Source organism: Actinomadura macrotermitis (assembly GCF_009604375.1).
GTDB classification, from domain to species: Bacteria; Actinomycetota; Actinomycetes; order Streptosporangiales; family Streptosporangiaceae; genus Spirillospora; species Spirillospora macrotermitis.
In genome coordinates this window covers 2,193,033-2,212,087 of sequence record NZ_WEGH01000001.1, presented here as the reverse complement: position 1 = coordinate 2,212,087, position 19,055 = coordinate 2,193,033, and the positions used below count along the sequence as shown (strand labels likewise).

Here is a 19,055-nt window from a genome sequence, read left to right as displayed (position 1 = left end):
GACCTACCAGGCATATAGGAAAAACCGACTGCCAGGGTAAGGGGACGTCCCGGCGGGCGGAACCCCCGGGGCGGCTACTCGGGCCGCACCCAGCCGCCGGTGACCAGCAGGTCCAGCACCCGCCGGACGGCCTCGTCCGGGCCCATCAGCGAGGTGTCCAGCACCAGGTCGGCGTCGTCGGGCGCCTCGTAGGGGTCGGAGATGCCGGTGAACTCGGGGATCTGCCCGGCCCGCGCCTTGGCGTACAGGCCCTTGCGGTCGCGCCGCTCGCACTCCTCCAGCGGCGTCGCCACGTGCACCAGGACGAAGTCGCCGGCCGCCTGCACCATCCGCCGCACCTCGGCGCGGGTCGCCGCGTACGGCGCGATCGGCGCGCAGATCGCCACCCCGCCGTGCCGGGTGACCTCGGCGGCGACGTAGCCGATGCGCCGGATGTTGAGGTCGCGGTCGGCCTTGGAGAACGTCAGCCCGGCCGACAGCAGCCGCCGCACCACGTCGCCGTCCAGCAGCGTGACGGTGCGGCCGCCGCGCTCGACCAGCGCGTCGGCGAGGCCGCGCGCGACGGTCGACTTGCCCGACCCCGACAGGCCGGTGAAGAACACCGTGACGCCGCGCGACAGCTTGGGCGGCCGGGCGACGGCCAGCTCGGCGGCGACGGCGGGCGGGGTGAACCAGTCCGGGACCGGCGCGCCCCGGTCCAGCAGGTCGTTCAGCTGCGCCGGCGTCAGCTCGGCCTGGACGTGGTCGGGGTCGATGCGCGCGACCGGCCGCCACACCTCCACGTCGGCGTCGTAGCCCCACGGCTCGGGCACCACCACCGGGATCGGGGAGCCCTCGGCCTCCTGCTCGGCCAGCAGGCAGGTCGCGCCGTAGGCGGCGGCGACGTGCGCGCGCAGCAGCACGTCGCGGGAGGCGTCCGCGCGCGGCGGCAGCGGCACCGGGACGATCTCGGCGCCCTCGGGCAGCTCCTTGCGGACCCCCAGCAGCGCCCGCACCAGGGCCTCGTCGTGCTCGCCGCCGAGCAGCGGCAGCACCAGCACGTGCGCGCCGAGCCGCTCGGCGACCTGGCGGAGCTGGCCGAGCTGCTTGCGGTGCAGCGGCTCGCGGGTGGCGACGGCCAGCACCGGGCCCTCGGCCCGCGCGACCTCGTCGGGGCGGCGGCGCAGCCGGTGGAACGGTCCGTGCGCGGGCGCGCGCAGCGCCTCGACGGGCCCGGCCAGCCGCCACGCCCGCGTCGTCGGGTCCTGCCAGGACTCGGTGATGGCCAGCACCGCCAGCGGCACGCCCTCGGGGTCCTGCAGCACCAGCCGCCGGTGCGCGATCAGCTCCTCGGGCACGGTGAGGGTGACCGGAACGGGCCACGGGGTGCCGTCCGCGAGCCGCCCGCCGGCGGTCACCATCGCGGTGTCGAACGCGCCGAGGAAGCCGGTGAGCGGCCGGTAGACGCCCGCCAGCAGCAGTTCCAGGTCGGCCAGTTCCACCGCGTCGGGGGTCCAGACGGGCAGGTCGCGCAGCGTGTCGGGAAGGCCGGCTTCGGCGGTCACCGCGGTTCTCCGATCCCGCCCGGGGTCGCACCGGGCCGATCCAGGTCAATAGGGGTTTCCGCAGAAAAATACCGAGGTGAGCGGGCCGGTGCACGTCTCCGGGCCGGGACGTGACCGAGCCGACGCGCCGCCGCGTCCTCCAGGCGGGTCAGATCACCCGGGCGAAGCGGCTCTCGGGCTTGCGGATGACGAACGTCACCTCGCTGTGCCCGGCGCTGAGGCGGCCCCGGCTGCACGCCGCCATCACCCGGCAGAGCAGGGAGACCGGGCCGGACGCGGGCCCGAGCGCGGCCAGCCGCTCCCGCGAGACGTACTCCTCGGCGACGACCAGCCCGCGCATCGCGCAGTACCACCGGATGCCCTGCCGGGAGGCGACCTCGTCGTAGAGGGCGGGCGGCGGCGGGCCGGGCGCCGCGCCGCGCCGGCGCGGCGCGAGCCCGGTCAGCAGCCGGTCCCGCAGCCACGGCGGCATGCCGCGGTCCAGCAGGCCGAAGGCGGAGCCGCGGTCGCGCAGCCGCAGGAGCAGCAGCCCGCCCGGCCTCAGCGCGGCGACGAACCGGTCCAGCACCAGCTCGGCCTGCGGGACCCGGTCGATCAGGTAGGGGGCGTGCACCACGTCGTAGGCGCGCGGCGGCATCGGCACCGTGCGCAGGTCGCCCAGATGCCAGGTCTCCAGGTCCGCGCGGGAGGCGGTGTGCGCGCGCAGCGCGGGGGTGTCCATGTCGACGCCGGTGCTGCGGTGGTCGAGGGTGCCGAGGTCCAGCCCCTGCCCCCACCCGCAGCCGGCCTCCAGCACGTGGACGGGGGACAGGGGCTTTTGCAGGGCGTATCGGCGGGCGCGTTCGGAGAACAGATCGCCGTCGCTGACCGGCGAGGTACGCAGTTCGGTCACAACCTCGCAGCGTAATCGCCCGGCTCCGCAGTGTCCGCTATTTGCCTTTTCTTGGACGGACCTGTGCCGGCGCGCACCCGGGTCCCGGGCCCGGGTGGGAACCGGTGGCGGCACATGCTCACAACCGTGACAAGAGCCAGGTAAAGAGCTGCTAACGTACGTCTGATTCGCGCTGAGGGGGACTTATGGACGGGGTCGTCGGCTTCGCGCCCGGTGTGTTCGACCTCTTTCACGTCGGGCATCTCGACGTGCTGCGCCGCGCCGCCGCGGACTGCGGCCGGCTGGTCGCCGGGGTCTGCTCCGACGAGCTGGCCGAGGCCCTGCGCGGAGCCCCGCCCGTCGTGCCGCTGATCGAGCGCATGGAGATCGTCGGGAACTGCCGGTACGTCGCGGACGTCGTGCCGCTCACCGCCGCGGACCTGCGCGCCGTGCACGCCGACCTCGGCTTCCGCGTCCTGTACACCGGGGCCGAGGACGAGCCCCTCGCGTTCGATCTCGCCGGCACCGGCGTGCGGGTGCAGGAGCTCACCGGCGTCCCGCGGACCCGCAGCGCCGCCCTGCGCGCCGCCCTGTCGACCCCGGGACGGCGGTCCTCGGTCGCATGAGCGCCTCCTTCCGTGACGCGCTCGTCCGCCTGAACTCCGCGCAGAAGACCGCCAAGGGCGCCCCCGCCTACTCCCGGTTCGTCAACCGCAGGCTCGGCCGGCTGCTGGCCGCCGCGTCCTATGTGGCCGGCCTGACCCCGAACCAGGTCACCGGCATCAGCGCGCTGTTCACCTTCACCGGCATCGCGCTGATCGCGCTGGTCGACCCGGCGCCGTGGCTCGGCGTCGCGGTCTGCCTGGCGCTGGTCGTCGGCTACGCCTTCGACGCCGCCGACGGGCAGCTCGCCCGGCTGCGCGGCGGCGGCTCCAAGTCCGGCGAGTTCCTGGACCACATGGTCGACAGCCTGAAGATCTCCGCGCTGCACGGCGCGGTGCTGGTGTCGTTCTACCGGTTCTTCGACGTCGCGCACGCCGGCTACCTGCTGGTCCCGCTCGGCTTCACGGTCGTGGCGGCGGTGATGTTCTTCGGGATGATCCTGAAGGACCTGCTGGCCCGCGCGCACCGCGCCGCCACCGGGGAGGCCGCCCCGCCCGCCGCCGCGCCGTCCGCGCTGCGCTCGCTGCTGGTGATCCCGACCGACTACGGCCTGCTCTGCGTGGCGTTCCTGCTGCTCGGCGCCAAGGCGGTGTTCCTGCCGCTGTACGCGCTGATCTTCGCGGGGAACCTGCTGTTCCTGATGGCCGCCGCGGTCAAGTGGTTCCGCGAGGTCGCCGCCCTGGACCGGCCCGCCGCACCTGCCGGCGCCACGGGTCCCGAACCCCGGTACCAGCGGTGACGCGGCCGCGCACCGGCGTCGTCGGCTACGTGCCCGGCGCCTACGACATGTTCCACATCGGGCACCTGAACATCCTGCGGCGGGCCCGGCAGGGCTGCGACCACCTGATCGCCGGTGTGGTCACCGACGAGGTGCTCGAGCTGGCCAAGGGCCGCGCCCCGATCGTCCCGCACGCCGAGCGGATGGCGATCGTGGGCGGCATGGCGTGCGTGGACGAGGTCGTCACCGACACCTCCAGCGACAAGCTGGTGATGTGGGAGCGGCTCGGCTTCGACGTCCTGTTCAAGGGCGACGACTGGAAGGGCACCGCGAAGGGGGACCGGCTGGAGCGCGACCTCGGCGCGGTCGGCGTCCGGGTGGTCTACTTCCCCTACACGGTGCACACCTCCAGCACCGCCCTGCGCAAGCTGATCACCTAGTCACGGCCGCCCGTCCAGCTCCCACCGCCACAGCGTGTCGGCGATCCGCCGGACGCCCTCGGTGAGATGGCGCCGGTAGGTGCTGAACGGCAGGCCCAGCAGCTCGGCCGCCCGCTCCTGGGTCGGCGCGGGCCGCAGGTAGGTGCGGTCCACCGCCCGGTGCCGCCGCTCGCCGCGGGGGTCGGCGCGCAGTGCGTCCGCCGCCGCCCGCAGCGTCCCGGCCAGGTCGCCGCCCGCGGCGAGCCGGGACCCGGCCAGCGGGCTGCGCGCCAGCGCGCCGGGATCGTGCAGGTCGCGCAGGGCGCGGCGGACGGCGGCGGTGAACTCGGCGCGCGACAGCGTCCGCGCCGGGACGGGCATGGGCGGCGGCTGCGCGGGCTCGTACCCCAGCTCGCGCTCGGCGAGGCGCTCCAGCCAGGCGCCGATGCCGCCGCCCCGGTGGTCGTAGGCGAAGACGTGGTTGCGGCGCCCCCCGACGGTGAAGTCGGCGTCCTCGGCGCGGTGGTAGCCGCCGTAGCGGAAGAACCCGGCGAGGTCGCCGTCGTCGGGATAGGCGGCGAGCAGGTCCCCGGCCAGGCGGGGTTCGGCGATGCGGCGCTGCATGAACGCCACGAGCAGGACGTTGAACGTCGCCGAGGGCCGCTGGTAGTGCTCGGCGTCCATCGCGAACCGGGACGCGATCACCGCGTCGCCCGGGGCGGGCGGGCCGTCGCGGTGGACGTGCTCCCACAGCGCGGCGGCGCCGGGGTCGGCGGCCCGGTCGGCGGCGGTGAGGGTGTCCAGCCGCAGCTGCAGCCCGAACCCGAGGGGCTCGTCCGCGGGGCCGCGCACCACGACGAAGCCGGCGGGGGCGCGGTCCAGCCAGTACGCGGCGATCGCGGCGGAGGCCGGGCCCTCGTGCCGTTCGGTCATGGCGCGGATCGCGGCGTGGTCGCCGGGCCGCAGCGCGCCGGGGCGGTGCGTGCCGAGGCACGTCCAGGCCAGGTAGGAGCGGACGACCGGGTTGACGCGCTGCAGGAACGTCAGCTCCGTGATGGCCTGCCGCTGCGCCGGCCCGCCGGGACCGAAGACGCGGTCCAGCAGGTGCCGGCGGATCCGCCGGTGCACGCGCAGGTAGCAGGACCGGTCCCGCCAGCGCAGGTCGGCGTCCAGGACGTCGCGGGCGACGTCGTGCGGGTACAGCCCGCCGGGGCACGCCGAGACGAACGACAGCCGGCGCATCCACCCGAACAGCGTGGCGGCGTCCGGCGCCCCCTCGGGCAGGTCGCCGAGGGCGTCGCGCAGCAGGTCCTGGGTGGTGATCATGGCGTGGGCGCAGACCTCCAGCGCGCGGCGGTGCCACTCGGTGGGGACCTCCTCCAGGAAGCGGTCCAGCAGCCGGCGGACGACGTCGGGCGTGTCGGTCAGGTCGATCCGGGCCGGCGCGGCGCCGGGCCGCTGGGCGAGGACGTCGGTGAGCAGCGCCAGCGCCAGCGGATGCCCGTGCGTGGCCGCGAGGACGCGCTGGTGCAGGGCGGCGGGGACGCCCTCGGCGCGCAGGTAGGCGGCGCCGTCATCGGGGGCGAGGTTGCGCAGCGGCAGCACGCGCAGCAGTTCCCGCCAGCCGGGGTCGGCGGTCCAGCCCGGGCCGGGCGCCTCCCGGCCGGCCAGCACGACGACGGTCCCGGCGGGCAGGTCCGGGACGAAGGCGTCGCGGATCCAGTCGTCGATCGGCATGAGCCGCTCGTAGGTGTCCAGGAGCAGGACGCGGCGGGCGCCGCCCCCGGCGGGCCGGGGCGCCGGAACCACAGCGCGGACCACGTGCGGCGCCGGGGCGACGGTGCGGCCGTCCAGCACCGTCACGGCGGCCCCGGCCTCCTCGGCGACGGCCGCGAACGCGTCCAGCAGCGCGGACTTGCCGACACCGCCGGGCCCGTGCACGAACAGGACGGTGAACGGCGGCTCGGCGGAGGTGACGGCGGTGCGGAACAGCTCCAGTTCCTCGGTGCGCCCGGCGAAGCGGCGGCGGCGGGCGGCGCGCAGACGATCGGCGATGGTCTCCTCGAGAACGACCCCCATGCAAGGGACCCTACGCAGGAAAAGGCGGCCTCCGGATGCGCGCCGGTACGGAAAACCGGCGCCCGGATGGGCGGTGACTGAGCAAGAACCGAGCAGTGCCCGGTCTGGAGACCGAGCAGCGATCCGGCGGAACCTGAGCGAGGCGCCGGGGGAGACGCCCCCAGCCGAAGGAGACAGTGATGAAGCTCAGGAGACTGATCGCCGCCCTCGCCGTTCCCGCCACCGCGGCCGGCCTGGCGCTGTCGGTCGCGCCCGCCGCGTCCGCCGACCTTCCGCCGGTCAACATGGAACTGTCCGGACCGGACTCCAACGTGATCGGCTGGTGGTCCTACAGCGAGGTCAGCGGCACGCTCAAGGACCACGGGCAGATCGCCGGCGGCTCCACCTTCACGGTCGTGTGGTTCAAGAACGTCAACGGCCGGCTGGTGGAGTGGGACCGCGACCTGGTCTCGACCGCCGACAACACCTGGAAGAACTTCAAGGTGACCCCCGACCACAACGGCACGCCGTTCGTCGCGGACCACCTGAACCTGCTCGGCCCGTCCAACGGCTGAGCGCACCGAGCCGGGCGGGCGCCCCTGCCGGGGGCGCCCGCCCGGGCGGCGGTCAGTGCCCCGGGGTCAATGCTCGGTGTCGGCCAGGTCCAGGTCGGCCGGGGTGAGCCGCCAGATGACGGCGGCCGTCACGATCATCAGCACGCCGCCGGCCAGGCTCGCCCACTCCAGCGAGTGGGTGAAGGCCTGCTGCGCCTGCGCGGCGAGCCGGGCGCCGGCGGCGCCGAGCCGCTGGATCTCCTCCATCGCGCCGCCGAGCGACTCCTGCGCGGTGTGCGCCGCGTCCCCGGTGACGCCCGCGCCGGCCAGCTCGGGCAGCGGCAGCTCGCGCCGGTAGACGGCCGCGGCGATGCTGCCGAGCACCGCGACGCCGAGCGCCCCGCCGAGCTCGTAGCTGGTCTCCTCGATCGCCGCCGCGCTGCCCGACTCCCGGGCCGGCGCCCCCGCCATGATCACCGCGGAGGCGATGGCCAGCGAGCCCATGCCGGCGCCGGTCAGCACCAGCGCGACCACGACGGTGCCGTAGCCGAGCGGCTGCGGTCCGAGGAAGAGCGTCAGGAAGCCGGCCCCGCTCACCGCGATGCCGCCCGCCAGCACGGTGCGCGCGCCGATCCGGGCGGCCAGCGCGGGCGCCAGCGGCGACATGATCGCCGCGGCGGCGGCCTCGGGCAGCAGCCGCAGCCCCGCCTCCAGCGGCGAGTAGCCCATGACCAGCTGCATCCACTGCGCGAGCAGCAGCATCGTGGCGGCGACCGCGACGCTGGTGACGAGCGCGGCCAGGGTGCCGGCGGTGAAGGCGCGGCCGCGGAACAGCCGCACCTGCAGCATCGGGTCGGGCCGGTTCAGGCAGCGCCGGACGAACCAGGTCAGCGTGACCAGCGCGACGGCCGCCGCGGCGAGCGCGCCCGGGCTGGCGAAGCCGTCCTTGCCGAAGTGCTTGATCGCGTAGACCAGGGCGACCATGCCGGTGATCGACAGGGCGGTGCCGGGCAGGTCCCAGCGGCCCGGCTCGGGGTTGCGCGACTCGGGCAGGAGCCACAGGCCCGCGGCGATCGCCACCGCCATCACCGGGACGTTCACCAGGAACGCCGAGTGCCAGCTGAACGCCTCCAGCAGCGCGCCGCCGAGGATCGGGCCGAGTGCGCCGCCGAGCGCGGCCATCGTCGCCCAGACGCCGAGCGCGGTGGCGCGCTCGCGCGGGTCGGTGAACAGCTGCCGGATCATCGACAGCGTGGACGGCATGATCATCGCGCCGCCGACGCCGAGCAGCGCCCGCACCGCGATCACCGCGCCGGGGCTGTCGGCGGCCAGCACCGCCAGCGAGGCGAGGCCGAAGATGGTGAAGCCGGTGATGAGCATGCGCTTGCGGCCCCACCGGTCGCCGAGGCCCGCAGCGGTGACCAGCAGGCCCGACACCACCAGCGAGTAGACGTCGACCATCCACAGCAGCGAGATCGAGTCGGGCTGCAGATCGGCCGAGATCTCCGGCAGCGCCACGTTCAGCACGGTCATGTCCATGACGACGAGCAGCAGGCTCGCCGACAGCACCGCCAGGCCCGCCCAGCGGCGCGGGTGCGGCGGCCGGGCCGCGGTCGCGCCGGCGGGGGCGGGTGTCGCGGACGTCATCGTCGTTCTCCCGGTGTCTCGCCCGGCCGGTCTGCGGTGCCGGCCAGGAAGGTGGTGATCATCAGTCGCTCGATGTCGCGGCGGGCGACGTCGCCGTTGCGCAGGCTGTCGCGCACGGTGACCATCAGGCCGTACACGGTGTTGCTCACCCAGCGCGCGGGCAGGTCGGCGCGCAGCACCCCGGCGCGCTGGCAGGCGGCGTAGAACACGATCTCGCGCTCTTCCAGCTCTTCCCCGCGCCGCACCAGCTCAGGCAGGTGGTTGACGAAATGGTCGGTCAAGGCGAACCCGTGCTCGTCGGCGTCGACGGTGAAGGCGCGCATCAGCGCGTGCAGCGCCTCCTCCAGCACGGCCGGGTCGCCGGACGCGGCCGCGGCCTCGATCCCGGCGGACCGCTGGGACTGCTCCCAGCGGTCCATGGCCTGCTCGCCGAGCGCGCGCAGCAGCTCCTCGCGGGTGGCGTAGTACCGGTGCAGCGTGGCGCGGCTGACGCCGGCGGCCTCGGCGATCCGGCCCATCGAGGCGGTGGGGTCGGTGTTCAGGTGCCGGATCGCGGCGGTGAGGATCTGCTCGCCCTTTGACATCTGCGGCCCCTTCGCCTCATATGCGACATTACTGTCTCACATGGTACATCCTCGTTCCGGGCGGGATGGCGCGCGGGCCTCCCCGGTGGACGCGTAGGCTGGTACGCGATGCCGGGGTCCTTGGGCGATTCCCGGGTCTTCGGGCTGCCCCGCGTCCGGGCGGGGGCTTGCCGTGCGGCCGTCCACGGGTGGAGTAGCGGGCGAAGATGACGCTTTCTGGACTTGTTGATCTTGCGTGCACCGATGCCGGGCTGGCCGGCGCGCTGAAGCGGGCGCGCGCCGACGCCGAGCTCGTCGCGCCGCCCTCGCTGTGGCCCGTGCTCGGCGCCGCCCTCGCGCGCAGCACCGGCGGCGGCGTGGTGCTCGCCGTCACCGCCACCGGCCGCGAGGCCGAGGACCTGACGGCCGCGCTGACCAGCCTCATGGACCCCGAGCGGGTGGCGCACTTCCCGGCCTGGGAGACGCTGCCGCACGAGAAGCTGTCGCCGCGCTCGGACACCGTCGGGCAGCGGCTGGCCGTGCTGCGCCGCCTCGTGCACCCCGACGCGGGCGATGGCGCAGGCGGCGCGCTGGACGTGGTCGTCACGCCGGTGCGGGCCGTGCTGCAGCCGATCGTGGCGGGCCTGGCCGACCTGGAGCCGGTGCGGCTGCGCGGCGGCGAGGACGCCGACCTCGACGACGTCGTCCGCCGCCTGGTCGACGCCGGCTACCACCGCGTCGACCTGGTGGAGAAGCGCGGCGAGCTGGCCGTGCGCGGCGGCATCCTGGACGTGTTCCCGCCCACCGAGGAGCACCCGCTGCGGGTGGAGTTCTGGGGCGACACCGTGGAGGAGGTCCGCTACTTCAAGGCCGCCGACCAGCGCTCCCTGGAGGTCGCGCCGGACGGGCTGTGGGCGCCGCCGTGCCGCGAGCTGCCGCTGACCGAGGCCGTCCGCGAGCGCGCCCGGCTGCTGGCCGCGCAGCACCCGGCGCTGGAGGAGATCCTCACCCGGATCGCCGACGGCGACACCGTCGAGGGCATGGAGGCGTTCTCGCCCGTTCTCGCCGAGCGGATGGAGCTGCTCACCGACCTGCTGCCGGACGGCTCGGCGCTGCTGGTCTGCGAGCCCGAGCGCATCCGCACCCGCTCGGCGGAGCTGGTGCGCACCAGCCAGGAGTTCCTGGAGGCCAGCTGGGTCAACGCCGCCGCCGGGGGAGAGGCGCCCATCGACCTCGGCGCCGCCGCGTTCCGGTCGCTGGAGGAGGTGCGCGAGCACAGCAACGAGCTCGGGCTGCCCCGCTGGTCGATCACCGCGCTCAATCCGGAGGGCGAGGCGCTGAACCTCGGCGTGCACCCGGCCGAGGCCTACCGCGGCGACACCGCCAAGGTCGTCGCCGACGTCAAGGGCTGGATCGACGCCGGCTGGCGGGTCGTCATGATCACCGCCGGGCACGGTCCCGCCGAGCGCCTGGTCCAGCTCGTCGGCGAGGAGGGCCTCGGCGCCACGCTCACCGACCTGGCCGACGTTCCGCGCGAGGGCCTGGTCAACGTGTCCACCGGCCTGCTGGAGAACGGCTTCGTCTGGGACGCGGTCAAGCTCGCCGTGCTCACCGAGACCGACCTGTCCGGGCAGAAGTCCTCCACCAAGGACATGCGCCGGATGCCGTCGCGGCGGCGCGGCGGCATCGACCCGCTGCAGCTGCGCGCCGGCGACTACGTCGTGCACGAGCAGCACGGCGTCGGCCGGTACGTGGAGATGGTCAGCCGCAACGTGCAGGGCGCCACCCGCGAGTACCTGATCCTGGAGTACGCCAAGGGCGACCGGCTGTTCGTCCCGACCGACCAGCTGGAGGAGCTCACCCGCTACGTCGGCGGCGAGGCGCCCAGCCTGCACCGGCTCGGCGGCTCGGACTGGCAGAAGGCCAAGTCCAAGGCCCGCAAGGCGGTCAAGCAGATCGCCGGCGAGCTGATCCGGCTGTACTCGGCGCGGATGGCCAGCCCCGGGCACGCCTTCGCCCCCGACACCCCCTGGCAGCGCGAGCTGGAGGACGCCTTCCCCTACATGGAGACGCCCGACCAGCTCGCCGCGATCGACGAGGTCAAGGGCGACATGGAGAAGCCGGTCCCGATGGACCGGCTGATCTGCGGCGACGTCGGCTACGGCAAGACCGAGATCGCGGTGCGCGCCGCGTTCAAGGCGGTGCAGGACGGCCGCCAGGTCGCGGTGCTGGTCCCGACGACGCTGCTGGTCCAGCAGCACCTGTCCACCTTCTCCGAGCGGTTCGGCGCGTTCCCGGTCACCGTCAAGCCGATCAGCCGGTTCCAGACCGAGGCCGAGATCAAGGAGACGATGCAGGGGCTGCAGGAGGGCTCGGTCGACGTCGTCGTCGGCACCCACCGCATCCTGTCGTCGAACATGAGGTTCAAGGACCTCGGCCTGGTCATCATCGACGAGGAGCAGCGGTTCGGCGTCGAGCACAAGGAGGAGCTGAAGCGGCTGCGCACCCAGGTCGACGTGCTGGCGATGTCGGCGACGCCGATCCCGCGCACCCTGGAGATGGGCCTCACCGGCATCCGCGAGATGTCGACGATCCTCACCCCGCCCGAGGAGCGGCACCCGGTGCTGACCTTCGTCGGGCCCTACGAGGAGAAGCAGATCGCCGCCGCGATCCGGCGCGAGCTGCTGCGCGAGGGCCAGGTCTTCTTCGTGCACAACCGGGTCCGCTCGATCGACAAGGCCGCGGGGAACCTGGCCCGGCTCGTCCCCGAGGCGCGGATCGCGACCGCGCACGGGCAGATGAACGAGCAGCAGCTGGAGAAGGTGATGGTGGACTTCTGGGAGAAGAACTACGACGTCCTGGTCGCCACCACCATCGTGGAGTCCGGCCTGGACGTGCCGAACGCCAACACCCTGATCGTGGACCGCGCCGACATGTACGGCCTGTCGCAGCTGCACCAGCTGCGCGGCCGGGTCGGCCGCGGCCGCGAGCGCGCCTACGCCTACTTCCTCTACCAGCCCGAGCAGCCGCTGACCGAGACCGCGCACGAGCGGCTGGCGACGCTGGCGCAGCACACCGAGATCGGCGCCGGCATGTACGTGGCGATGAAGGACCTGGAGATCCGCGGCGCCGGCAACATCCTCGGCGCCGAGCAGTCCGGGCACGTGGCCGGGGTCGGCTTCGACCTGTACGTGCGGATGGTCGGCGAGGCCGTGCGGGAGCTGAAGGAGGGCGGCGGCGCGGCGGCCGAGCCGATGCCCGACACCCGGGTCGAGCTGCCGGTCGACGCGCACCTGCCGCACGAGTACATCCCCGGCGAGCGGCTCCGGCTGGACGCCTACCGCCGCATCGCCGCGATCACCGGCGACGAGGAGATCACCGCCGTGCACGAGGAGCTGAAGGACCGCTTCGGGCCGCTGCCCGTGCCGGTGCTGAACCTGCTGGAGGTGGCCCGGTTCCGCGCCCGGGCCCGCAAGGCCGGGCTGACCGACGTCACGCTGCAGGGCAACTTCGTCAAGTTCGCCCCGGCCGACCTGCCCGACTCCCGGCAGGTCCGGCTGCAGCGGCTCTACCCCAAGAGCATCATCAAGCCCGCCAGCAGCACCCTGCTGGTCCCGATGCCGAAGACGGCGGTCATCGGCGGGCGTCCGCTGCGGGACCAAGAGCTGCTCAAGTGGGCCACAGACCTCGTCGAAGCCCTGTTCCTGGAACCGGCCCGCGCCTAGGCTGGCGAACCGCGAAGTGATCACTGACAGTTTGGGGAACCCGTGCTCGCGACATCCGTGAAGGCCGCGCTCGCCGCGGCGATCGCCGCCGCCGCGCTCACCGGCTGCGGCGGCGGCCCCGCCCAGGCCGGCAGCGCCGCCGTCATCGACGACCAGCGCATCACGGTGTCCACCCTGGACGCCGCGGTCCGCGAGTGGCGCGCGCAGTTCCGCGCCAGCCGCGGCGCCAACGACGCGCGCGCGAACCCCGGCAGCGCCGACCCGCGGGTCGCCCCCCCGGCGGTGGAGGGCGACCTGCGCGGCGCGCTGTCGGCGCTGGTGACCTTCCGCATCGGCGACGAGGTCGCCAAGCGGGCCAAGGTCGAGGTCAGCGACGGCGACGTGGACCAGATCGTGGCCGCCATGGACCGCCAGCGCGGCGCCCGCAACACCACCCTGGCCAACGGCCTGCCCGTCCGCTACACCCGCGACCTGGCCCGCTTCTTCGCCATCCGCGAGCTGCTGGTGCAGCGCGTGGCCGGCGGCGCGCCGGCCGAGAGCCAGCAGGCAGCGCAGGCCCGCCAGGTGGTCGGGCTGGTGATGCGCAAGGCCGCGGCCGGGATGAAGATCAAGATCAATCCGCGGTTCGGCACGTTCGACCCCGCGCAGGTCCAGATCGGGCCCGTCGCCTACCAGCTGTCCGGCACGGAATCGGGTATTCGCTGACCATGTCCCTGACCCTGCTCGCCACCACCCACCGCGTCGCGCCCGGCCTGCTCACCTGGCGGGCCTGGGAGGCGCTGCGCTCCTCGACCGCGCGGGTGCTCACCCGGCCCGGCCACCCGCTGCTGCCCGCCCTCGGCGACGCCGGGGTGCACGCCGAGCACGTCGCCGCCCCCGACCCGGCCGCGCTCGTCGCGCTCGCCCGCGAGGCGGACGTGCTGTGGGTGGCCGCGCCCGACGGCGACGAGCAGCTCATGCGCCGCATCGGGCAGCTGGTGGTGAACGACCCGCTGGACGTCGAGGTGCTGCACGGCTCCTACGACCTGCCCGGCGCCCGCCTGCTCGACCTGGTGTCGGTGATGGACACGCTGCGCCGCGAGTGCCCCTGGGACGCCAAGCAGACGCACGCCACGCTCGTGCCCTACCTGCTGGAGGAGTCCTACGAGGTCGCCGACAGCGTGGAGAGCGGCGACCTGGCCGCGCTGCGCGAGGAGCTCGGCGACGTGCTGATGCAGGTGGCGTTCCACGCGGTCGTCGCCGCCGAGCGCACCGACGAGACGGCCTTCACCATCGACGACGTCGCCGGCGGCATCGTCGACAAGCTGGTCCGCCGCCACCCGCACGTGTTCGGCGACGTCACCGTGTCCGGCGCCGACGAGGTCAACGCCAACTGGGAGCAGATCAAGGCCGCCGAGCGCGCCGCCAAGAGCGGCGACGAGGCGTCGGTGTTCGACGGCGTCCCGATGGGGCAGCCCGCGCTGTCGCTCGCCGCGCAGCTGCAGCGCCGCGCCGGCCGGCTGGACGCCCCCGAGGAGCTGTACCAGGTCACCGGACCCGAGTACGGTTCGCGGCTGTTCGCCCTGGTCAGGGAGGCGCAGCGGGCAGGACACGACGCCGAGGCGGAGTTGCGGGCCGTGGCGCGGGTATTCCGTGATCGTGTCACTGCCTGGGAACACGCGGACGAGGGGTAGCGCAACCGAGACCGAGGGCGGGTTGGCCGGGGACCGGCCCGCCCTTTACGCTTGCCCCGTGCTGGGAGGGTCTGGGGGAGACGGTGGTGGTTTCGCCACGTCCGGACGGAGGGGCGGCTCGGCCGCCCGCCGGGTCCGCGACCTGGCGGGCCTCGGCGCGCTGTCGGGCCTGCTCATCGCGCTGATGGTCGTCCCGCTGGTGGGCGGCGCCGGGGTCGGCGCGCGCGACGCGGCCACCTGGTTCGAGAACGAGCCCGCCGACATGGACCTCACCGGCGTCCCGCAGCGCTCGCGGATCCTGGCCGCCGACGGCTCGCTGCTGGCCACCTTCTACTACGAGAACCGGGTCGACGTCCGGCTCGACCAGATCGCCCCGGTCGTCCGCCGCGCCGTCCTCGCCATCGAGGACAACCGCTTCTACGAGCACGGCGCGCTGGACTCCAAGGCGACCGTCCGGGCGCTGGTCAGCAACGTCGGCTCCGGCGAGGTGCAGCAGGGCGGCTCGGGCATCACCCAGCAGTACGTCAAGAACCTGCTGGTCACCCAGGCCGACACCCCCGCGGGCAAGCAGGAGGCCAAGGCCCTCACCCCGGCCCGCAAGCTGCGCGAGCTGAAGTACGCCGTCGCGATGGAGAAGCGCTTCTCCAAGGACGAGATCCTGCGCCGCTACCTCAACATCGCCTACTACGGCGCGGGCGCCTACGGCATCGAGGCCGCGTCCCAGCGCTACTTCGCCAAACCCGCGTCCAGGCTGACGCTGCCGGAGGCCGCGCTGCTGGCCGGCATCGTGCGCTACCCCTTCGCCTACGACCCGATCCAGCACCCCGAGGCGGCCAAGCAGCGCCGCGACACCGTCCTCGGCCGGATGGCCGACCTCGGCCAGATCACCCGGGCCGAGGCCGACGCGACCGCGCGGCAGCCGATCCGGCTGCGCGTCCGGCGCACCCAGAACGGCTGCGTGTCCAGCAAGGCCCCGTTCTTCTGCGACTACGTGCAGCGCGAGATCCTCACCAACCCGGTGTTCGGCCCCACCCCGAAGGCGCGCGAGAAGCTGCTGAAGCAGGGCGGCCTCACCATCCGCACCACCTTGGACTGGCAGACGCAGCGGGCCGCGCAGCGCGCCGTCGACCGGCACGTGCCGCGGCTGAACTCCGCGCACAAGGCCGCCGCCGAGGCGCTCGTCGAGCCGGGCACCGGGCGGATCAAGGGCATGGCGGTCGACCGCAGGCTCGGGCCCGACAAGGAGCGCGGCAAGACCTGGATCAACTTCGCCGCCGACGCCAGCCACGGCTCCAGCATCGGCATGCAGGCCGGGTCGACGTTCAAGGCGTTCACGCTCGCCGCCGCGCTGGAGCAGGGCATCCCGTTCGGCGCCAAGATCATGGCGCCGCGGGCCTTCACCCCGGTCGGGTTCCGCGACTGCAAGGGCCGCAACGTCAGCGACCCGGGCGCCTCGCTGACCAACTCCGCCGACGGCGAGGGCGGCAAGGAGTTCAGCCTCGCCACCGGCACCTACCACTCGGTCAACACCTACTTCCTCAAGCTGGAGCGCCAGGTCGGGCTCTGCGAGACGGTGCGGATGGCCGAGCGGCTCGGCATGCGGCAGGCGAACGGCAAGCCGATGCAGCAGTACCCGGCGTTCACGCTCGGCTTCAACACCGTCTCGCCGCTGCGGCTCGCCGCCGCCTACGCCACGTTCGGCGCCCGCGGCCGCTACTGCCGGCCCATCGCCATCACCCGGATCACCGACGCGGCCGGCAAGCCGCGCAAGATCCCCGGCGCCGGCTGCAAGCAGGTCATCGACAAGGACGTCGCCGACGCCGTCAACCACGTGCTGAGCGGCGTGCTCACCAAGGGCACCGCGCGGGGCATGGGCATCGGCCGCGACGCCGCCGGCAAGACCGGCACCGTCGACAACTTCTCCGCCGCCTGGTTCGCCGGGTACACCCCCGACCTCGCCTCGGCGGTGTGGGTGGGCGACCCGCGCGGCGGCTACCGCTACCCGATGACCAGCCTCTGCATGGACGGCGAGTGCTACGGGTCGGTGTTCGGCGCGACGATCCCGGCGCCGATCTGGCAGGAGTCGATGGAGGGGGCGCTGGACGGGCGCGACGCGACGTCGTTCCACGACCCGTCGGCCCAGTACTTCAGCCTGGGCACCGGCGAGGAAGAGCCCAAGAAGGACAAGAAGAAGGACGACAAGGACAAGGACAAGAAGAACAAGGACGACAAGAAGGACGAGAAGAAGAAGCGCAAGGGCGGGCCGGGGCGCGGCGGCCAGGACCGCCGGTTGCGCCCCGACGACTCCGGCCGCCCCGCCTGACGCGGGTCCCCATCACGGGCCCCGCCACGGGTCAGTCGAGCCGGCGCTCACCGCGTTCGCGCACGGTCACCGCGTCCTCCTCGGCCGGCCGGTCGTCCGGGGCGGGGTCGCCGGTGCGGGTCTCGGCCCGCATGTACTCGGCGATGCCGATCGGACCGTCCTTGGGCTCCCTGATGATCAGGTTGTCCGGCGGGTCCTCCACGTACTTCTCGGCCTCCTCGATCTCCCAGACCTGCTCGTCGTCGCCGAGCTCCTCCTCGTAACGGCCCTCGGCGTCACGGCGCTCCTCGTCGGAACGGGGCTCACTCATGGTCATACCTCCCTAACCTCTCATCCGCCCTGTTCCCGGCGGAGAGGCGATCATGCCGTGTGAGCAGGGACGGGCCGGGTAGATCCCTGCCCGAGCAGCCACGTCACCAGCCTTGGCACGGGGGAACCGGGGGTCCACATGCGCGCCGTCGCCGTGTCCGCCTACGGGGCCGTGCCGCGGCCCATGACCGTGCCGCGGCCCGTCCCGGGGCCGGGGGAGCTGCTGGTCCGGCTGTTCGCGGCCGGGCTGAACCCGGCCGACTGGCAGATCGCCGAAGGGGCGCTGCGCGACACCGCGCCGGCCTCGTTCCCGCTCGTCCTCGGCGCCGACGGCGCCGGGGTCGTCGAGCAGGCCGGGCCGGGCGCGACCCGGCTGCGCGTCGGCGAGCCGGTGTACGGGTGCTTCTCCGCCGTCTCCCGCGGCATCGGCAGCTACGCCGAGTACGCCGTCGTCGCCGCGGACGGCCCGGTCGCCCCGCTGCCCGCCGCACTGATCTACAGCCAGGCCGCCGCGGTGCCGACGGTGGCGATGGCCGCGCTGAACGCGGTCCGCGCGGCCGGGGTCGACGCCGGGCGCACCGTGCTCATCGTCGGCGCGACCGGCGGTGTCGGCCAGGCCGCGACCCAGCTCGCCGCCGCGCGCGGCGCCAAGGTGATCGCCACGGCCGGGCCGGACATGGCCGGGGAGCTGCGCCGGCTCGGCGCCGCCGAGACCGTCGAGTACACCGCCGGCGACCTGGTGGAGCGGGTGCACGGCGGCGTCGACATCGTGCTGGACTTCGCCGGCGACGCCGACGCCGCGCAGCGCACCGCGCGCCTGCTCGGTCCCGGCGGGACGTACCTGAGCAGCCGGCGCGCGGCCAGCCTGCACGTGCTGGAGGCGCACCAGATCCGCGGCGTCAACCTGGTGAGCGAGCCGGGCGCCGCGCTGCTGGAGGAGGTGACCGCCCTGATCGAGGAGGACCGGCTGCGGGTGCGCGTGGAGGCGCAGGTGCCGCTGGAGGAGGCGCCCGCCGCCCTCGCCCGCAACCGCGCGGGCGGGGCCCGCGGCAAGACCGTGATCCGTATCTGACCGCCGGCGCATACGCCGCCGGGTGAGGGGCAGTGTCGAACCATGAACGATGACAACAAGGCACGGCTGGCCGAGATCGACGAGGACCTGGCGCGGCTGCGCAACGAGCTGACCCCGCCGCCCGACGAGCCGCAGGACTACGGCGACGCGGGCCAGGACCTCAACGCCCGCGGGGAGCTCCAGGCGCAGATCGACGTCCTGGAGCAGGAACGCGAACGCCTGCTGAACCAGGGCGGCTGACCCGGCGCCGCGCCGCCCGGCTCACCGCGCCGCCCGGCTCACCGCGCCGGGCGGCGCAGCGACCACGCGACCAGCTGCCGGACGGCCATGATCGCCGCCGTGGCGAGCAGCGGCTCCCCGCCGGCCGCCGCGCCGAGCCGCAGCAGCCCGGCGGCGAGCCAGAAGTCCAGCGCGATCCGCAGCGCCGCCCGCCCGTCCCGGGCGATCACCAGTGCGACCGCCCCGGTGACCAGCCCCGCCGCCACGCAGCACAGCACCGCGTACTGCACGAGCAGGGTCATCGCAGCGGGTCTCCGGACCGGGCCAGCTCCGCCCGCTCCTCCTTGATCTCCCGGCCGAGGAAGTAGTTCAGCGCGGTCCGGATGGCCGCGATCGCGGCCAGCTCGCCGATCTCGCGCAGCGTCGGGGCGATCGCGGTCCGCAGGATGTCGGACGCCAGCTGGAACTCCAGCCCGAGCGCGAGGAACCGGCCGAGGTTCAGCCGGACCGGGACGAAGCTCTCGGCCCGCCGGGTGCGCACCGCGGCGACCAGGAACCGGACGAAGGCGACGACCGCCCCCGTGAAGATGACGATCGCCCCGGCGAGCTCCACGAACCGCACCAGCAGGTCGACCGTCTGCTGCAGCCACGCCTCACCCAGCAGTTCGTCCATGGCCGGACCCTGCCCGCCTGAAGA

The 19,055-nt window shown here is 74.1% G+C and carries 18 protein-coding genes; 10 read left to right on the top strand and 8 right to left on the bottom strand.

The window, feature by feature from the left end:
- Positions 1–74: 74 nt before the first annotated feature.
- Both cysC and ACRB68_RS10160 read right to left on the bottom strand, forming a co-directional pair.
- Positions 75–1,544 carry an adenylyl-sulfate kinase gene (gene cysC, locus ACRB68_RS10165; RefSeq protein WP_407924282.1) on the bottom strand — a complete coding sequence of 490 codons (1,470 nt, stop codon included), beginning with the start codon at positions 1,542–1,544 and terminating at the stop codon, positions 75–77.
- Positions 1,545–1,692: 148 nt separating this feature from the next.
- A complete protein-coding gene (locus tag ACRB68_RS10160) occupies positions 1,693–2,436 on the bottom strand; it encodes a class I SAM-dependent methyltransferase (RefSeq protein ID WP_328593991.1) in 744 nt (247 codons plus the stop codon).
- Positions 2,437–2,621: 185 nt separating this feature from the next.
- Here ACRB68_RS10160 and ACRB68_RS10155 point away from each other — a divergent pair, with 185 nt between their 5' ends.
- Genes ACRB68_RS10155 through ACRB68_RS10145 form a run of 3 tightly spaced genes read left to right on the top strand, consistent with a single transcriptional unit; the run spans position 2,622 to position 4,236 of the window.
- Complete coding sequence (locus tag ACRB68_RS10155; RefSeq protein ID WP_153531836.1) at positions 2,622–3,041, top strand: adenylyltransferase/cytidyltransferase family protein; 420 nt, start codon at positions 2,622–2,624, stop codon at positions 3,039–3,041.
- On the top strand, positions 3,038–3,817 hold the full coding sequence (locus ACRB68_RS10150; RefSeq protein ID WP_153531835.1) for a CDP-alcohol phosphatidyltransferase family protein: 780 nt from the start codon (positions 3,038–3,040) through the stop codon (positions 3,815–3,817). Before ACRB68_RS10155 ends, ACRB68_RS10150 begins: the two co-directional genes overlap by 4 nt.
- Positions 3,814–4,236: an adenylyltransferase/cytidyltransferase family protein gene (locus ACRB68_RS10145; RefSeq protein ID WP_328593990.1), complete on the top strand. Its 423-nt coding sequence runs from the start codon at positions 3,814–3,816 to the stop codon at positions 4,234–4,236. The genes ACRB68_RS10150 and ACRB68_RS10145 overlap by 4 nt, the downstream gene beginning before the upstream one ends.
- On the opposite strand, the gene ACRB68_RS10140 is transcribed toward ACRB68_RS10145, so the two are convergent.
- A complete protein-coding gene (locus tag ACRB68_RS10140; RefSeq protein ID WP_153531834.1) occupies positions 4,237–6,294 on the bottom strand; it encodes an AAA family ATPase in 2,058 nt (685 codons plus the stop codon).
- Between the two features lie 179 nt (positions 6,295–6,473).
- On the opposite strand from ACRB68_RS10140, the gene ACRB68_RS10135 reads away from it, so the two are divergent.
- Positions 6,474–6,848, top strand: coding sequence for a hypothetical protein (locus ACRB68_RS10135; protein ID WP_153531833.1), 375 nt, complete (start codon positions 6,474–6,476; stop codon positions 6,846–6,848).
- Positions 6,849–6,914: 66 nt separating this feature from the next.
- Here ACRB68_RS10135 and ACRB68_RS10130 read toward each other — a convergent pair whose 3' ends face one another.
- Together ACRB68_RS10130 and ACRB68_RS10125 are read right to left on the bottom strand one after the other, a co-directional pair.
- Positions 6,915–8,474 carry an MFS transporter gene (locus ACRB68_RS10130; RefSeq protein WP_153531832.1) on the bottom strand — a complete coding sequence of 520 codons (1,560 nt, stop codon included), beginning with the start codon at positions 8,472–8,474 and terminating at the stop codon, positions 6,915–6,917.
- Complete coding sequence (locus tag ACRB68_RS10125) at positions 8,471–9,058, bottom strand: TetR/AcrR family transcriptional regulator (RefSeq protein WP_153531831.1); 588 nt, start codon at positions 9,056–9,058, stop codon at positions 8,471–8,473. Before ACRB68_RS10125 ends, ACRB68_RS10130 begins: the two co-directional genes overlap by 4 nt.
- Positions 9,059–9,264: 206 nt before the next feature.
- Between ACRB68_RS10125 and mfd the strand changes: the two genes are divergently transcribed.
- Genes mfd through ACRB68_RS10105 form a run of 4 tightly spaced genes read left to right on the top strand, consistent with a single transcriptional unit; the run spans position 9,265 to position 16,758 of the window.
- Positions 9,265–12,762, top strand: a complete 3,498-nt coding sequence (gene mfd / locus ACRB68_RS10120) for a transcription-repair coupling factor (protein WP_153531830.1) — start codon at positions 9,265–9,267, stop codon at positions 12,760–12,762.
- A gap of 42 nt (positions 12,763–12,804) precedes the next feature.
- Positions 12,805–13,467: a SurA N-terminal domain-containing protein gene (locus ACRB68_RS10115; protein ID WP_153531829.1), complete on the top strand. Its 663-nt coding sequence runs from the start codon at positions 12,805–12,807 to the stop codon at positions 13,465–13,467.
- 2 nt (positions 13,468–13,469) lie between these two features.
- Positions 13,470–14,435, top strand: a complete 966-nt coding sequence (locus ACRB68_RS10110; RefSeq protein WP_153531828.1) for a MazG family protein — start codon at positions 13,470–13,472, stop codon at positions 14,433–14,435.
- Positions 14,436–14,493: 58 nt separating this feature from the next.
- Positions 14,494–16,758, top strand: coding sequence for a transglycosylase domain-containing protein (locus ACRB68_RS10105; protein ID WP_328593989.1), 2,265 nt, complete (start codon positions 14,494–14,496; stop codon positions 16,756–16,758).
- Between the two features lie 31 nt (positions 16,759–16,789).
- Here the strand turns inward: ACRB68_RS10105 and ACRB68_RS10100 are convergent, their stop codons facing one another.
- Entirely contained in the window at positions 16,790–17,068 is a 279-nt protein-coding gene (locus ACRB68_RS10100; protein WP_153531827.1) for a hypothetical protein, read from the bottom strand.
- Between the two features lie 138 nt (positions 17,069–17,206).
- Between ACRB68_RS10100 and ACRB68_RS10095 the strand changes: the two genes are divergently transcribed.
- Together ACRB68_RS10095 and ACRB68_RS10090 are read left to right on the top strand one after the other, a co-directional pair.
- A complete protein-coding gene (locus tag ACRB68_RS10095) occupies positions 17,207–18,139 on the top strand; it encodes an NADP-dependent oxidoreductase (protein ID WP_153531826.1) in 933 nt (310 codons plus the stop codon).
- Positions 18,140–18,181: 42 nt separating this feature from the next.
- Entirely contained in the window at positions 18,182–18,379 is a 198-nt protein-coding gene (locus ACRB68_RS10090) for a hypothetical protein (protein WP_153531825.1), read from the top strand.
- Positions 18,380–18,417: 38 nt separating this feature from the next.
- Here the strand turns inward: ACRB68_RS10090 and ACRB68_RS10085 are convergent, their stop codons facing one another.
- Both ACRB68_RS10085 and ACRB68_RS10080 read right to left on the bottom strand, forming a co-directional pair.
- Entirely contained in the window at positions 18,418–18,660 is a 243-nt protein-coding gene (locus tag ACRB68_RS10085) for a hypothetical protein (protein ID WP_153531824.1), read from the bottom strand.
- A complete protein-coding gene (locus ACRB68_RS10080) occupies positions 18,657–19,031 on the bottom strand; it encodes a DUF1622 domain-containing protein (RefSeq protein ID WP_153531823.1) in 375 nt (124 codons plus the stop codon). The genes ACRB68_RS10085 and ACRB68_RS10080 overlap by 4 nt, the downstream gene beginning before the upstream one ends.
- Positions 19,032–19,055 lie beyond the last annotated feature (24 nt).

Coding starts and splice junctions, on each gene's coding strand:
- mfd (WP_153531830.1), top strand. CDS start 9,265: ATGACGCTTTCTGGACTTGTTGATCTTGCGTGCACCGATGCCGGGCTG.
- ACRB68_RS10110 (WP_153531828.1), top strand. CDS start 13,470: ATGTCCCTGACCCTGCTCGCCACCACCCACCGCGTCGCGCCCGGCCTG.
- ACRB68_RS10140 (WP_153531834.1), bottom strand. CDS start 6,294: ATGGGGGTCGTTCTCGAGGAGACCATCGCCGATCGTCTGCGCGCCGCC.
- ACRB68_RS10085 (WP_153531824.1), bottom strand. CDS start 18,660: ATGACCCTGCTCGTGCAGTACGCGGTGCTGTGCTGCGTGGCGGCGGGG.
- ACRB68_RS10125 (WP_153531831.1), bottom strand. CDS start 9,058: ATGTCAAAGGGCGAGCAGATCCTCACCGCCGCGATCCGGCACCTGAAC.
- ACRB68_RS10095 (WP_153531826.1), top strand. CDS start 17,207: ATGCGCGCCGTCGCCGTGTCCGCCTACGGGGCCGTGCCGCGGCCCATG.
- ACRB68_RS10100 (WP_153531827.1), bottom strand. CDS start 17,068: ATGAGTGAGCCCCGTTCCGACGAGGAGCGCCGTGACGCCGAGGGCCGT.
- ACRB68_RS10155 (WP_153531836.1), top strand. CDS start 2,622: ATGGACGGGGTCGTCGGCTTCGCGCCCGGTGTGTTCGACCTCTTTCAC.
- ACRB68_RS10090 (WP_153531825.1), top strand. CDS start 18,182: ATGAACGATGACAACAAGGCACGGCTGGCCGAGATCGACGAGGACCTG.
- ACRB68_RS10150 (WP_153531835.1), top strand. CDS start 3,038: ATGAGCGCCTCCTTCCGTGACGCGCTCGTCCGCCTGAACTCCGCGCAG.
- ACRB68_RS10080 (WP_153531823.1), bottom strand. CDS start 19,031: ATGGACGAACTGCTGGGTGAGGCGTGGCTGCAGCAGACGGTCGACCTG.
- ACRB68_RS10130 (WP_153531832.1), bottom strand. CDS start 8,474: ATGACGTCCGCGACACCCGCCCCCGCCGGCGCGACCGCGGCCCGGCCG.
- ACRB68_RS10135 (WP_153531833.1), top strand. CDS start 6,474: ATGAAGCTCAGGAGACTGATCGCCGCCCTCGCCGTTCCCGCCACCGCG.